The 13,806-nt window shown below is 45.4% G+C and carries 13 protein-coding genes; 8 read left to right on the top strand and 5 right to left on the bottom strand.

Annotated features, from left to right (window positions below; genetic code table 11):
- Positions 1-112: 112 nt before the first annotated feature.
- Positions 113-1,507, bottom strand: a complete 1,395-nt coding sequence (cpxA, locus tag R7O12_RS14890; RefSeq protein WP_262646261.1) for an envelope stress sensor histidine kinase CpxA — start codon at positions 1,505-1,507, stop codon at positions 113-115.
- Entirely contained in the window at positions 1,507-2,196 is a 690-nt protein-coding gene (locus tag R7O12_RS14885) for a response regulator (protein WP_005382384.1), read from the bottom strand. Before R7O12_RS14885 ends, cpxA begins: the two co-directional genes overlap by 1 nt.
- 190 nt (positions 2,197-2,386) lie before the next feature.
- Here R7O12_RS14885 and R7O12_RS14880 point away from each other — a divergent pair, with 190 nt between their 5' ends.
- From R7O12_RS14880 to pfkA, 3 genes are all read left to right on the top strand, one after another.
- Complete coding sequence (locus R7O12_RS14880) at positions 2,387-2,899, top strand: CpxP family protein (protein WP_054575301.1); 513 nt, start codon at positions 2,387-2,389, stop codon at positions 2,897-2,899.
- A gap of 111 nt (positions 2,900-3,010) precedes the next feature.
- Positions 3,011-3,919, top strand: a complete 909-nt coding sequence (gene fieF, locus R7O12_RS14875) for a CDF family cation-efflux transporter FieF (RefSeq protein WP_025768809.1) — start codon at positions 3,011-3,013, stop codon at positions 3,917-3,919.
- Positions 3,920-4,202: 283 nt separating this feature from the next.
- A complete protein-coding gene (gene pfkA / locus R7O12_RS14870) occupies positions 4,203-5,165 on the top strand; it encodes a 6-phosphofructokinase (protein WP_005381521.1) in 963 nt (320 codons plus the stop codon).
- A 93-nt stretch (positions 5,166-5,258) separates the two neighbouring features.
- On the opposite strand, the gene R7O12_RS14865 is transcribed toward pfkA, so the two are convergent.
- Complete coding sequence (locus R7O12_RS14865) at positions 5,259-6,641, bottom strand: MATE family efflux transporter (RefSeq protein WP_017821828.1); 1,383 nt, start codon at positions 6,639-6,641, stop codon at positions 5,259-5,261.
- A 240-nt stretch (positions 6,642-6,881) separates the two neighbouring features.
- Between R7O12_RS14865 and R7O12_RS14860 the strand changes: the two genes are divergently transcribed.
- From R7O12_RS14860 to R7O12_RS14850, 3 genes are all read left to right on the top strand, one after another.
- Positions 6,882-7,172 carry a co-chaperone GroES gene (locus R7O12_RS14860; RefSeq protein WP_005381516.1) on the top strand — a complete coding sequence of 97 codons (291 nt, stop codon included), beginning with the start codon at positions 6,882-6,884 and terminating at the stop codon, positions 7,170-7,172.
- A gap of 77 nt (positions 7,173-7,249) precedes the next feature.
- On the top strand, positions 7,250-8,896 hold the full coding sequence (groL, locus tag R7O12_RS14855) for a chaperonin GroEL (RefSeq protein WP_005381509.1): 1,647 nt from the start codon (positions 7,250-7,252) through the stop codon (positions 8,894-8,896).
- Positions 8,897-9,211: 315 nt separating this feature from the next.
- Entirely contained in the window at positions 9,212-9,775 is a 564-nt protein-coding gene (locus tag R7O12_RS14850) for a VC2662 family protein (RefSeq protein WP_005395435.1), read from the top strand.
- 100 nt (positions 9,776-9,875) lie between these two features.
- Here the strand turns inward: R7O12_RS14850 and R7O12_RS14845 are convergent, their stop codons facing one another.
- Entirely contained in the window at positions 9,876-10,373 is a 498-nt protein-coding gene (locus R7O12_RS14845; RefSeq protein WP_005381504.1) for an MgtC/SapB family protein, read from the bottom strand.
- A gap of 95 nt (positions 10,374-10,468) precedes the next feature.
- Complete coding sequence (gene epmB / locus R7O12_RS14840) at positions 10,469-11,491, bottom strand: EF-P beta-lysylation protein EpmB (protein WP_005381502.1); 1,023 nt, start codon at positions 11,489-11,491, stop codon at positions 10,469-10,471.
- A 32-nt stretch (positions 11,492-11,523) separates the two neighbouring features.
- Here epmB and efp point away from each other — a divergent pair, with 32 nt between their 5' ends.
- Together efp and R7O12_RS14830 are read left to right on the top strand one after the other, a co-directional pair.
- A complete protein-coding gene (efp, locus tag R7O12_RS14835) occupies positions 11,524-12,090 on the top strand; it encodes an elongation factor P (RefSeq protein ID WP_005381500.1) in 567 nt (188 codons plus the stop codon).
- Positions 12,091-12,357: 267 nt separating this feature from the next.
- On the top strand, positions 12,358-13,761 hold the full coding sequence (locus R7O12_RS14830) for an SPFH domain-containing protein (protein ID WP_042523712.1): 1,404 nt from the start codon (positions 12,358-12,360) through the stop codon (positions 13,759-13,761).
- The last annotated feature ends 45 nt before the right edge of the window (positions 13,762-13,806 follow it).

The raw sequence follows: 13,806 nt of genomic DNA, 5'->3' as shown, positions 1-13,806 counted from the left end.
TCTTTGTAAGGGTATTCTAAGAAGCCTCACCAATTTCTAAAGTGAGGGTGGGGCTGTGAATCACTCACTCTAGAAATATGGTGCGAATTATTGTTAGTTCATCAAATTGAGACTAACAATTGATCGGTAAGGTGATACTCATGCGCAATCCGCCTAAAGGACTTCGGCTGGCTGCGATCGTGCCACTGTGCTGGCGAATGGCATTTTCGGTAATGGTTAGGCCGAGACCTGTGCCGCCAGAGTGGCGATCGCGTGCCGTGGAAACGCGATAGAACGGGCGAAAAATCGCGGCTAGTTCCTCTTCTGGTACACCTTCTCCATTATCGTCAACCGTGATACGAAGCGTATCGTCATCGGCTTTGATGTCGATTTGTACCTCATCTTTTCCGTAGTAAATGGCGTTACGAACGATATTTTCCACCGCACTCATCAGCAGTTTAGGGTTACCGGAAATATTGCGCTTAGGTAATTCTGAATAGTGTAGCTGTTTGCCCATTTGCTCTGCTTCAAACTGCGCATCTTTAATGATTTCTTCCCATAAACTTTCTAGTGGCTGTGTTTCGCGAGTCATATGACTGTTCGCCTGCATGCGAGAAAGCTCTAATAGTTCGCTGATCATCTGTTCCAAGCGCTGCGCTTCGGTATCGATACGAGTCAGTTCTGGGCTTTCGCCTTGTTTACGCGTCGCTAATGCGCTTGCCATGCGCAGACGAGTTAAAGGTGAGCGCAGCTCGTGAGAGATATCGGATAGCAAACGTTGTTGTCCTGAAATCATTTGATTAACCGCTTCGACCATCTGGTTGAAGCTGCTGCCTGCTTGACGAAATTCCGCCGTACCTTTTTCTAAATTTGGGTCTGTGACAAATTCACCTTTCGCCACACGTTGAGCAGCGGCTTCAAGACGACGTGCAGGCTGACTCAAAGCCCAAGCAAGCCATAACAGCAATGGTGTACTAACCAACATGACCGCAAGCAAGAGCTGGAATGGGTGATCAAACAGACGCAGGAGTAGAGGTGGTGGCTCATTCCACTTGAAGCCCACGTACATCAAGATATCGGAACCTGCCAAAGTGATAGGAATTGGGCCCGCAATCATGTATCGACCATACAGCTTCTGCTTTGGATTATTGTAATCTTCGATACTGGTGACAAAGTTTTGCATGGCACGCAATTGAAAATTGCTGCGTTTTTCTGTCGTAAGAACATTACCGCTGTAGTCAGAAAAAAACACTCGTGGGCGAGGGTCGTGCTTGCCGTGGCGGTTGCCCTCGATACGAAAAAGTATGCGGCCTAAATCAGTTTGCTGGCTGTATTTTTGTTGGATTGAGTCACGCGTTTCTACCATACGTTTGTAGTGTTCTTCTGGAATATCGCGAGCTTTGCGTGGGTCCAAATGTGGCAGTGATAGCACGGCTATCAATACTAATAACATGGTGAACCAAAAAATGGCAAAGATGCGTCCATACAGGCTATTGATGTTTGGCAGTTTGATGCGTGATAGGCGCATTAATCCTCCTCAAGCAGCATGTAGCCACGACCACGCAGGGTTTTAATTCGCGGCTTGCCATTGCTTTGATCTGGTAATTTTTTACGTAAGTTCGAGACATGCATATCGATAGCGCGATCAAAAGCAGCGAGTCGTTTACCAAGCACATCTAAGCTCAGTGTCTCTTTGGTCAGCACTTGTCCTGGGTTTTGTACGAAGTGGGTGAGTAGCGCAAACTCGGTTGCCGTGAGATCGAGTAGCTGTTGCTCACAATACGCTTCTTGCTTACCGGGATAGAGGCGGATTTCTTGATACTCAATGCAATCGCTGTTTTTGGTATTTTTTTGTGTGCTGCTAGTGCGGCGTAAAATCGCGCGGATTCGCGCTAACAGCTCTCGGTCACTAAAAGGTTTTGGTAAATAATCATCCGCGCCCAGTTCCAAGCCGATCACGCGATCAATTTCTTCCCCTTTAGCGGTCAGCATCAAGACGGGAGTTTCCCAATTTTCACGTAAGCGTTTCAGCGTTTCCATGCCATTGAGTTTTGGCATCATGACATCCAACAAAATCAAATCAATCTTATCATTGATCGCGGCTAAGCCGGCTTCACCGTCATTTGCTTCGCTGACGTCAAACCCTTCGAAACTGAGTACTTCTTTTAATAAGCTGGTTAGCTCGATATCGTCATCGATTAAAAGAATGTTTGCCATGGGGGCACCTATAGTAAGTTACCGATAGCCTAATATTACATTGGAATGATGCGCAACGAAGAGGAGAAAAATCACTCTTTACGATTCTTTACGCTCCCTATACGTCGCTTTACCTAGCGGGTCGTATTCTATACTCAAGCGCTGTGAGAACAGCTCAGAAGAACCACTCACCTGTGTAAGGAATCGTATTATGAAGTCTGCAAAAAAACTTGTGTTAGCTGCTGTTGTTCTACCTCTTACTCTTGGCGCCGCAAGCGCATTCGCTTACGGTGGTAAAAACCATCATAAAGGTCCTCGTGACGAATGCGGCATGGGTATGGACCGAGGTGTCATGCGTCAACTAGACCTGACTGATGCACAAAAAGATCAGCTAAAAGAAATGCGTGAAGCAAACAAAGCGGAAATGAAAGCAAAATTCTCTGATGGCAAAGAAGCACGTATGACTGAGCGTCAAGCGCATCACGCAAAAGTGCAATCGCTTTTGCTGGCGGATAATTTTGATGAAGCTCAAGCTACCGAATTAGCAAAAGAGATGGTTGAGCGCCAAACGGAACGTCGCGTGCAAATGCTAGAAAGAAAGCACCAAATGCTTAGCGTATTAACACCTGAGCAGAAAGCGAAATTTGTTGAGCTACAAAATGAACGTATGCAAGAGTGTGGCGACAGAATGCACAAGCGCATGGAAAAGTCGCGCAATAATTAAGTCATGAATTGATGTTATATAAAGAGGCAGCCATTGGTTGCCTCTTTTTGATCTGGTTATTTCATGGTCATTCAATATACTCAACGTATGGTTTTAGTTAACTCTTTGATTATGAAACAGCAATACGCACGTTTAGTTACGACCGCCGCTTGGACTGCAACCATTGTGGCGACGCTTCTTCTGATAGTAAAAGTCATCACGTGGTGGGTAACCGGCTCAGTGAGCTTATTGGCGTCATTGATTGACTCCATGTTAGATATCGCGGCTTCGGTTGTGAATCTTGTGGTGGTTCGTTACGCCTTACAACCGGCAGACCGCGAACATACGTTTGGACATGGTAAAGCTGAGTCCTTAGCGGCCCTAGCCCAAGCAATGTTTATTTCGGGCTCGGCAGTATTTTTGATTCTTAACGGGATTGACCGATTTTTCCGCCCACATGCTTTACACGCACCGGAGTTAGGTGTGTATGTATCGCTGTTTGCGATTGTGGTCACACTTGGCTTGGTGATGTTCCAAAAACATGTGGTTCGCGTGACGGGGAGCCAAGCAATAGCGGCGGATTCTCTGCATTATCAGACTGACTTGTATATGAATGCTGCGATCATGGTTGCTCTGGGGCTCAGTTATTTTGGAGTGACTCAAGCGGATGCTGTGTTTGCGATTGGTATTGGTGTCTTCATTCTTTATAGCGCTTTCAAAATGGTCAGCGAAGCGATTCAAACCTTACTTGATAGAAAGTTGCCCGATGAAGAGCTTGAGCAAATTAACCAAGCTTGTTTGAGCGTAAAAGGGGTATTGGGCGTGCATCAGTTACGAACGCGAATGTCAGGACCGACGCGCTTTATACAGTTGCATTTAGAGCTAGACGATAACTTACGATTAATTGAGGCGCATTACATCGCTGATAAAGTGGAAGATAATTTATTGGCTCTGTTTCCTGATGCGGATGTATTGATCCATCAAGATCCATTGTCTGTCGTTTTCGGACCAGAGAAAGAGCAGAAAGCGCAAGATTGGTAGGCTTGAAAAATCCATCAGTGCCCGACGACAAACAGGTACTTATTGACTATCTTTCCATCAATACTTATTAAGATTCGTGATCCTGATATGAATCAACAAAGTTTCATAGAGAAACTGTAATACTCTTACATAAGTAGAAAAGTTACATAAAAAAGTGCGTTTTCATTGGTAATCCTGTAGAGGAAATGTAACATAACGCACAGTTCTGGATTATGCAGGTTGCTTGGTAACAAGGGGCCTAAAAGAAAATTAAATAATTGATTGCCAAAGATCGAGGGTGAGCATGATTAAGAAGATCGGTGTTTTAACAAGTGGCGGTGACGCACCTGGTATGAACGCTGCGATACGCGGCGTAGTACGTACAGCACTATCCGAAGGACTGGAAGTATTCGGTGTGTACGACGGCTACCTAGGCCTATACGAAGGCCGCATCGAGAAGCTAGATCGTTCTAGCGTTTCAGATGTGATCAACAAAGGTGGTACGTTCCTAGGTTCTGCACGTTTCCCTGAATTTAAACAAGTGGAAGTTCGTGAAAAAGCGATTGAGAACCTGAAAAAACATGGTATCGATGCACTAGTGGTAATCGGTGGTGATGGTTCGTACATGGGGGCGAAGAAACTGACTGAAATGGGTTACCCATGTATCGGTCTTCCGGGCACAATCGACAACGATATCGCAGGTACGGATTACACTGTGGGCTACCTAAGTGCACTAAACACCGTTATCGATGCAATCGACCGTCTACGTGATACTTCTTCATCTCACCAACGCATTTCAATTGTAGAAATCATGGGCCGTCACTGTGGTGATTTGACTCTGATGTCTGCAATTGCGGGCGGTTGTGAATACATCATCACTCCGGAAACTGGTCTAGACAAAGACAAGCTGATCAGCAACATCCAAGATGGTATCGCTAAAGGTAAGAAACACGCGATCATCGCGCTTACTGAGCTAATGATGGATGCTAATGAACTAGCACGTGACATCGAAGCCGCGACAGGTCGTGAAACTCGTGCAACAGTACTTGGTCACATCCAACGTGGTGGTCGTCCAACTGCATTTGACCGCGTATTAGCATCTCGTATGGGTAACTACGCTGTTCACCTATTGATCGAAGGTCATGGTGGTCGTTGTGTAGGTATCGTGAAAGAGCAACTTGTTCACCACGATATCATCGACGCAATCGAAAACATGAAGCGTCCAGTACGCAACGATCTATACAAAGTTGCTGAAGAACTGTTCTAAGTAAGCTTGAAATAGATAAACAAAACCGCGGCTTTCCGCGGTTTTTTTTTGTATTTGAGAATCAACAAAAAAGAAACTAGCGATAGACGAGTGCTAAGACACGCTGCTCTGCTCTATGAGCGTTAATTTTCGCTCGCGCAGCGCAAACAAGTAGCCCAGTAGCCCACCCAACGTATTTCCAACCGCGATACCGATAAACAAGCCTTCAATGCTGTAGATTTGGCTCCCGATCCACGCCGATGGCAATGTAAAAATGAACAGCCGCATAAAGCTCCACTGGAATGCACGCAATGGCTTGTGCATCGCATTCAAACCACTGACTAACATCATTACGATGCCTTGGAAGCCATAACTAAATGGCACCACCAGTAAATAATGCCAAAGCAGGTTTTTCACCGCATCTTCCTGAGAAAATAGCGCAGCCAGAGGAATGCTCAGCGGTACCATCATCAAGAAGATAAACCCTTGGAATACCACTGCAAAACGCATGCTAATAAATAAACCGGAAAAGGCTCGTTGCGGTTGTTTGGCTCCTAAATTTTGTGCCATAAACGGTGTGAGGGCAGAGGTCAGCGACATCAATACTAAAATCAATATGGACTCAATACGCTGCGCTGCGCCGTAAGCAGCAACCGCCGCCGTACCGTGGTTGGATAACAGCATCATCAGAATGGCACCGGACAACGGATTCATCGCGTTTGATAGCGCTGCAGGGGTACCAATTTTTAGTGTCTGTTGCCAGTCTTGTTTCAGCAAAGCCCATTGGGGTTGAGCAAGCAATTTTTCCCGTTTAATTAGCACATAGAATGAGCCACACAAAGCACCTAACCAGCTAAAGGCACTTGCTATGGCTGCGCCTTGAATGCCAAGTTCCGGAAAAGGGCCATAACCGAAAATCAACAATGGATCGAGCATGCCATTAATCAAACCAGCCAACATCATGACTTTTGCTGGTGTTTTTGTGTCGCCAGTAGCTCGGATAGCACTGTTGCCCGCCATTGGGATCACTAGCAGAGGAATGGTGAGATACCAGACCTGCATATATTGCTCAATAAGAGGGATGAGATCATCAGACGCACCAAGAAAACGAAACAATGGCGCAATGGTGGTAAAGCCAATAGAAGACGCGATAGCCACAAGTAACACGGCTAACAACAAACCGTGGGTGGTGAACCGAGCAGCTTGTGGTGCATGACCTTGCCCAAGCAAGCGACCAATATTGGTCGATAGTCCCATCCCAATCCCCATCGTAATGCAGTTAACCGCAAAGGTTACAGGAAAGGTATAGCTGATAGCCGCTAGCGCTTGAGTGCCAAGCAACGAGATAAAAAACGTGTCCACCAAGTTAAACATCAAAATTGCGATCATGCCCATGGTCATGGGTACGGTCATTTTCCGCAGCGTTTCAGGAATGGGTGCGGTCAACAAACCATGCTTATCGGTCGCTTGGGGTTCCAGCTTGTTATTTTCCTGCATGTGTGACAACTATCTGGTGAGCAAACTGCAAGGATACAAGAAAGCGAGATGCCGAGCGAGTGAGCATTTCTAACGCAAACCGTTGCCTAGTTGTTCGTTATTTTAACTAAGTCACAAAAATTTTGTGCCACCCCCTTGGGATCGCTGCTTCGACCCCTTATATAGGGATCACGTGTCTGGGGCTACAGTCCCTAAGGACAATTATCAAATAAACATGGAAATTTTCAGGAGAGACGACCGATGAACATTCGTCCATTACATGACCGAGTTATCGTTGAACGTAAAGAAGTTGAATCTAAGTCTGCTGGTGGCATCGTTCTGACTGGTTCTGCTGCAGAAAAATCGACTCGCGGTGTTGTTCTAGCTGTGGGTAAAGGCCGCATCCTAGAAAACGGCACCGTACTGCCACTAGACGTTAAAGTCGGTGATACCGTTATCTTCGCTGAAGGTTACGGTACAAAAACTGAAAAAATCGACGGTAAAGAAGTGCTTGTCATGTCTGAAAACGACATCATGGCGATCGTTGAATAATAGCAATCATTGAGTAATTTTTTGCTCAGATTCAATTACGAAATTACACACAAAGAATTTTAGAAAGGAAATCAAAGATGGCTGCTAAAGACGTTAAATTTGGTAATGACGCACGAGTTAAAATGCTGGAAGGTGTAAACGTTCTGGCTGACGCAGTAAAAGTAACACTGGGTCCTAAAGGACGTAATGTCGTTCTAGACAAATCTTTTGGTGCACCGACTATCACTAAAGATGGTGTATCAGTAGCGCGTGAAATCGAGCTGGAAGATAAATTCCAGAACATGGGCGCACAAATGGTTAAAGAAGTTGCGTCTAAAGCAAACGACGCAGCGGGTGACGGTACAACAACAGCAACGGTACTAGCACAATCTATCGTTAACGAAGGTCTAAAAGCAGTCGCAGCGGGAATGAACCCAATGGATCTGAAGCGTGGTATCGACAAAGCTGTTGCCGCGGCAGTTGAGCAACTAAAAGAGCTTTCTGTTGAATGTAACGACACAAAAGCGATCGCGCAGGTTGGTACTATCTCTGCAAACTCAGACGCAAGCGTAGGTAATATCATTGCAGAAGCAATGGAGCGTGTGGGTCGTGATGGCGTTATCACGGTTGAAGAAGGTCAGGCGCTACAAGACGAGTTAGACGTAGTAGAAGGTATGCAGTTCGACCGCGGTTACCTGTCTCCTTACTTCATCAACAACCAAGAATCAGGCAGTGTTGATCTAGAAAACCCATTCATTCTTCTTGTTGATAAGAAGATCTCAAACATTCGTGAGCTTCTTCCAACGCTAGAAGCTGTCGCGAAAGCATCTCGTCCACTGCTTATCATTGCAGAAGATGTAGAAGGCGAAGCGCTAGCAACATTGGTTGTGAACAACATGCGTGGCATCGTAAAAGTTGCAGCTGTGAAAGCACCTGGTTTCGGTGACCGCCGTAAAGCAATGCTACAAGACATCGCTATCCTAACTGGCGGTACTGTGATTTCTGAAGAGATCGGTCTAGAGCTAGAAAAAGTTGCACTAGAAGATCTAGGTCAAGCGAAGCGTGTTTCTATCACGAAAGAAAACACGACTATCATCGATGGTATCGGTGAAGAAGAGATGATCTCTGGCCGTGTTGCTCAGATTCGTCAACAAATCGAAGACGCAACTTCAGACTACGACAAAGAGAAACTACAAGAGCGCGTAGCTAAACTGGCTGGCGGTGTTGCAGTAATCAAAGTTGGTGCTGCGACTGAAGTTGAAATGAAAGAGAAGAAAGACCGTGTAGAAGATGCGCTAGCCGCAACTCGCGCAGCGGTTGAAGAAGGTGTTGTTGCTGGTGGTGGTGTTGCACTTATCCGCGCGGCATCTAAGATTGCTCACCTAACGGGTGACAACGAAGAACAAAACGTTGGTATCCGCGTTGCACTACGTGCAATGGAAGCGCCAATCCGTCAAATCACGAAGAACGCAGGTGAGGAAGACTCAGTTGTTGCGAACAACGTGAAAGCGGGTGAAGGTAGCTACGGCTACAACGCGGCAACAGGCGAATACGGCGACATGCTAGAAATGGGTATCCTAGATCCAACTAAAGTTACTCGTTCTGCACTACAATTCGCAGCATCGGTTGCAGGTCTGATGATCACAACTGAAGCGATGGTTACTGACCTACCGCAAAAAGACGCGCCAGCGATGCCTGACATGGGCGGCATGGGTGGCATGGGCGGTATGGGCGGCATGATGTAAGCCAGCTTATCTCATCGCTCTAAGGGAGCCCTTATAGCGGAAAGATAACCGACCAAACCTTTAAAAGTCGAGGCAGATGCCTCGACTTTTTTTATGCGTGTCACCTGAGAAACATGACGTTCTGGAGTGGCTTATCATGAGATTTTTGAGCGTAAAAAGCGCCATTTCAGAAGCAAAAAATCGAAGAGAAATATTTTTTCTTTTGAGTCAGATGGTTAAATCTGACCTATTGCTAACACTTTTTGAACGGGGACAGAGCAAAATCTGAACATTACACTATGTTGTAAATTGTTGCTTCCCATCATGGAGATGAAAATGAAAAAGCTTATGACGTCATTGGCGGTTGCAGCCGCTATCGCATCACCTGTTGCTTTAGCCGACAGTACACCTGTGATGTTCTCTACTATCGATAACACAAACGCACCTTCGAATTCTTCAGTTGGTGGTGTTCGTTTAGCTGTGTTGCATGGACAGGTAAATGAGGTTAAAGGTGTCGACTTTTCACTGCTTGGTATGTCAGAAACGGATCGTACGACAGGTGTGAACTTCGGTCTGTTTTTTGGCGCAGCAAAAGTAAATCAAGAAATGAAAGGCGCGTCTTTAGGCTTAGTTAACTGGAACCAAGGTCAGACGACGGGTGTTAACTTGGGTGCTGTTAACATTACGAACAACGTAAAAGGCTTGAACTGGAGCGCGGTGAACTATTCTGAAGGCTACACCATGGCGGATGTGGGCTTAGCGAGTATCTCTAAGAAGTCTAATTTCCAGTTTGGTTTCTTCAACATGACCGATCAAATCGATGGCGTGCAAATTGGTCTTTTGAACTGTGCGGATAACGGTTTCTTCAAGTGTTTCCCACTCATCAACTTTGCTAAGTAATCCCTGAGAAAGTCAGAATCTTTATATACAGAAAGCCCTCGATGTTCGTCGAGGGCTCTTTAATTACTGATGAGATGAAGCGAGTTTCTCGGAGCGTTAACTATTTAATTAATCGTGATGAAGTTTTGCGTTGTTGAATTCTTTGATGAACACCGCGGCGTAATGCTTTGATGTGGTTTTCTGCTTTATCCACACCTAACAACACGGTTAGTGTCAGGAGAGTAATAACCACCGACTGCGTTAAATAACCCAAACCTATCATCAAACCTAAACCTGCTAGCACCCATATTACAGCCGCGGATGTTACGCCATGGATTTTTCCATCAAGTGTCATCATAACGCCAGCGCCTAAGAAGCCGACGCCAGTAATGATCTGACCAAGCACTCGTGCTTGATCAAGTGTATTTGGCGATAACGACACTGCCATCGACATAAACAGGTAGGTGCCTGAAATAATTAATATTGCTGTGCGAATGCCAACCGGTTTACCACGAGTTTGGCGCTCTATACCGATCATGAGCCCATTAATGGCGCAGCATAGTAGGGCAGGCCAACTGAATGGGCCAAGATCGAAAATTTGTTCGAATGCTGTATGCATCTTGACCTCCAAAAGTGCGGAGTATGCATAGACTTACCGTGCAAAGCGAACAAAAATAATCAATCTAGACGACAAATTTAATTGAGTGTTGGAGCTTATTCTAAATGCAAATCCAACGGCGTTTTACTTGGCCTGCCACCAATTTCTCGTGTGAGTTTTGGTACCAGATAACCCGATACACGCGTGATGAGTCCGCGCATAATAGCTTTCGCTTCTTCGTCCGAAATAAAGTAGTGCGCTGCGCCTTGCACCTTATCAAGAACGTGGAGGTAATAAGGCAAGATACCCGCGTCAAATAAGGCCTCACTTAACGCCACTTGAGCTTCTACCGAATCATTCACGCCTTTCAGCAGAACGCCTTGGTTTAGAAGCGTAACGCCCGCTCTTTTGAGCTTGAACATCTGTTCAGCAAATTCGTCATTGATTTCGTTGGCATGGTTGATGTGAGTGACGAGGATGATTTGTAACCTTGATGCTTGCAGAAGTTGGCATAGTTCATCAGTGACTCGAGCTGGAATCACCACAGGTAAACGGCTATGAATACGCAGACGTTTGATGTGAGGAATATGAGCAATGTGCTCTAAAAGCCAATGAATCTCATCGTCTTTTGCCATTAATGGATCACCACCTGAGAAGATGACTTCGTTCAACTCTGGTTGTTGAGCCATGTACTCTAAGCACTTGGTCCATGCTTGTTTCCCGCTTTTGTTCTCTTGATAAGGGAAGTGACGACGAAAGCAGTAACGGCAATTTACCGCGCAGCCACCTTTGACAATCATCAGGGCGCGGTTGCGATACTTGTGTAGCAGGCCAGGGACTTCATTGTCCTGCTCTTCCAATGGATCATTGGAGTAACCCGGATGCACCTCAAATTCGTCGCTCAGTGGTAAAACCTGACGTAAAAGAGGGTCTTTAGGGTTGCCTTTCTCCATCCTATCGACAAAACTTTGCGGTACACGCTGTGCAAACAGCTTGCGCGCGGCAAACCCGTCTTGCCACGGTGAAGGATCAATTTCCAGTATTTCGAGCAATTTTGCAGGATCAGAGATCCCATTCGCCAACTGTTTGAGCCAGTTTTGCTCAACAGATTCGACTTTTCGGGTTATTATGTGCGGCATTGAATTTAGCTCTAAGAATGTAAGAGGAAAAAATGGCTACAGTTAGCACCAATGAATTTAAAGGCGGTCTTAAGTTAATGCTTGATAACGAGCCTTGTGTAATTCTGGAAAACGAATACGTTAAACCAGGTAAAGGCCAAGCGTTCAACCGTGTTAAAATTCGTAAACTTCTTTCTGGTAAAGTGCTAGAGAAAACATTCAAGTCTGGTGACACTTGTGAAGTGGCAGACGTAATGGATATCGACCTAGATTATCTATATTCAGACGGCGAATTCTACCACTTTATGAACAGTGAAACGTTTGAACAGATCGCAGCGGATGCAAAAGCGGTAGGTGAAAACGCTAAGTGGTTGGTAGAAAACAACACTTGTATGATCACTCTTTGGAACGGTAACCCAATTACTGTTACTCCACCAAACTTCGTTGAGCTAGAAGTTGTAGACACAGATCCAGGCCTGAAAGGTGATACTCAAGGTACTGGCGGTAAACCAGCGACGCTATCAACTGGCGCTGTTGTTCGTGTTCCTCTGTTCATCTCAATTGGTGAAGTGATTCGCGTAGATACTCGTACTGCTGAATACGTAGGTCGTGTGAAGTAAGCACTTTATATGATTGTTAGAAAGGTCGCTTCGGCGGCCTTTTTTATTGCCTGTGATTCTTCTCTTTTAATCCCTCTGCGTAAAACATCGATATCCTCCGCAAATTTTTGATGATTTTGTATTATTCGTAAAAATCTTATTTATTCCATGAATCTGTCGATTATTCCTTAATGTAACATTTTGATACATTAGCACTTGTTGCTGAGTTGCATAGCAATCTGATTTTTATCGATTTAACTCAGTAACAATCCAAAAAAGGAGAACAAAATGGAAAGCAGAGGTTTAGGAAGGGGTTTAAAGGTGGAAGAAAGACGTCAGTTACTACATAAAGGATTAAAAGCAGCCGTATTTGGCGTACCGCTGTTGGCAATAGGCTTAACGATTAATAGCTCGGTGCTGATGACCGATGCGGGTTACAGCTACGTGCATCAGAATAATATTACTGGTGAGTTGGATGTGTTTACTGAACCTGGCATTCATTTTCGTATGCCATTTCTGTCCAAAATCACCAAGTATGACCAAGTGATCACCGTGTCATTCGGTAACAGCAAGGGCGAAGATTTTTATCAACGTCTTGATGCGATTCAGGTTCGATTTGCCGACACCTATATTGGTCAGATCCCCGTAACATTCCGCTTTAAGCTCAGTAATGACCCTGAAGCGGTGAAGAAGATGCATAAAGAGTTCCGCAATAACAGTAACTTGATCGATGCGCTGCTTGTAAAGAACGCACGTAACGTAACGGTGATTACCGCAACCCAATACACGGGTGAAGAGTTTTTCCAAGGTGGTTTGAACCAGTTCAAATCGAAACTTGGCGATCAGTTACGAGAGGGGATTTATCTAACAGAGCGACGTCAGGTTGAAGTGGAAGAGTTGGATCTTGCGCCTGTTGGGGTGAATCAAGCTAATCCGAACCAATTACAGCGCACCAATCAACTGGTATGGAAAACTGTGCCAGTCGTAGACAAAACCGGGCAACCAATTCGTCAAGACAATCCGTTACAACAATACGGTATTCAAGTGACGCAGGTGACCATTGGTGACCCGCAGCCAGAAAAGCAATTAGATCAGCTATTGGCAGATAAAAAGCGTTTAGTGGCGGATCGTATTCGCGCGATTCAGGAACAAGAAACGTCGAAAGCACAGGCAGAGACCGAGCAGTTACGCAAAGAGATTCAACGAACACGTGAGGTGCAAGACGCCCAGCGTGGTAAAGAACTCGCAATTATTGCTCAACAAAAAGAAGTGGAAGTGGCGCGTCAGATTGCAGAGCGTGAAATCGTTGAAGTGGAAAAAACCAAACGACTTGCTGAAGTCGAGAAGGAGAAAGAGCTAGCTATCGCAGAGGCTAACTTAGCGATTCAAAAGGCGAACGCACTTTCTGCTGAGTTTGAAGCGAAAGCGATATTAGCGAAAGGTCGCGCAGAATCTGAAGTCCTAAAAGGTAAGTATGCGGCGTTAGGAGCAAACCGTGAAGTTTACTTGGCAGAATTGAATCGAGACGTAGCGAACTCGCTGTACAACAATTTGCAAAACTTCCAAGTTCAGATGCCACAAAATTACATTGGTGGAAGTGACGAAACGGGCTTGAAAACAAACCTAGATGTGATTACTGGCTTTGGTGCTCTGGGTCTTATGGACCAGACAAAGAAGGTCGCACAGCAATAAGATCATGGGTGGTCAAAAGCTTAAAAGGCAAAAAGATCATGGGTA

This window comes from Vibrio sp. Vb1574, from assembly GCF_033338675.1.
This window is presented reverse-complemented; position numbering and strand designations above follow the sequence as displayed.

Excerpts from the sequence above, each read along its gene's own strand:
- cpxA (WP_262646261.1), bottom strand. The coding sequence starts at position 1,507 with ATGCGCCTATCACGCATCAAACTGCCAAACATCAATAGCCTGTATGGA.
- R7O12_RS14885 (WP_005382384.1), bottom strand. The coding sequence starts at position 2,196 with ATGGCAAACATTCTTTTAATCGATGACGATATCGAGCTAACCAGCTTA.
- R7O12_RS14880 (WP_054575301.1), top strand. The coding sequence starts at position 2,387 with ATGAAGTCTGCAAAAAAACTTGTGTTAGCTGCTGTTGTTCTACCTCTT.
- fieF (WP_025768809.1), top strand. The coding sequence starts at position 3,011 with ATGAAACAGCAATACGCACGTTTAGTTACGACCGCCGCTTGGACTGCA.
- pfkA (WP_005381521.1), top strand. The coding sequence starts at position 4,203 with ATGATTAAGAAGATCGGTGTTTTAACAAGTGGCGGTGACGCACCTGGT.
- R7O12_RS14865 (WP_017821828.1), bottom strand. The coding sequence starts at position 6,641 with ATGCAGGAAAATAACAAGCTGGAACCCCAAGCGACCGATAAGCATGGT.
- R7O12_RS14860 (WP_005381516.1), top strand. The coding sequence starts at position 6,882 with ATGAACATTCGTCCATTACATGACCGAGTTATCGTTGAACGTAAAGAA.
- groL (WP_005381509.1), top strand. The coding sequence starts at position 7,250 with ATGGCTGCTAAAGACGTTAAATTTGGTAATGACGCACGAGTTAAAATG.
- R7O12_RS14850 (WP_005395435.1), top strand. The coding sequence starts at position 9,212 with ATGAAAAAGCTTATGACGTCATTGGCGGTTGCAGCCGCTATCGCATCA.
- R7O12_RS14845 (WP_005381504.1), bottom strand. The coding sequence starts at position 10,373 with ATGCATACAGCATTCGAACAAATTTTCGATCTTGGCCCATTCAGTTGG.
- epmB (WP_005381502.1), bottom strand. The coding sequence starts at position 11,491 with ATGCCGCACATAATAACCCGAAAAGTCGAATCTGTTGAGCAAAACTGG.
- efp (WP_005381500.1), top strand. The coding sequence starts at position 11,524 with ATGGCTACAGTTAGCACCAATGAATTTAAAGGCGGTCTTAAGTTAATG.
- R7O12_RS14830 (WP_042523712.1), top strand. The coding sequence starts at position 12,358 with ATGGAAAGCAGAGGTTTAGGAAGGGGTTTAAAGGTGGAAGAAAGACGT.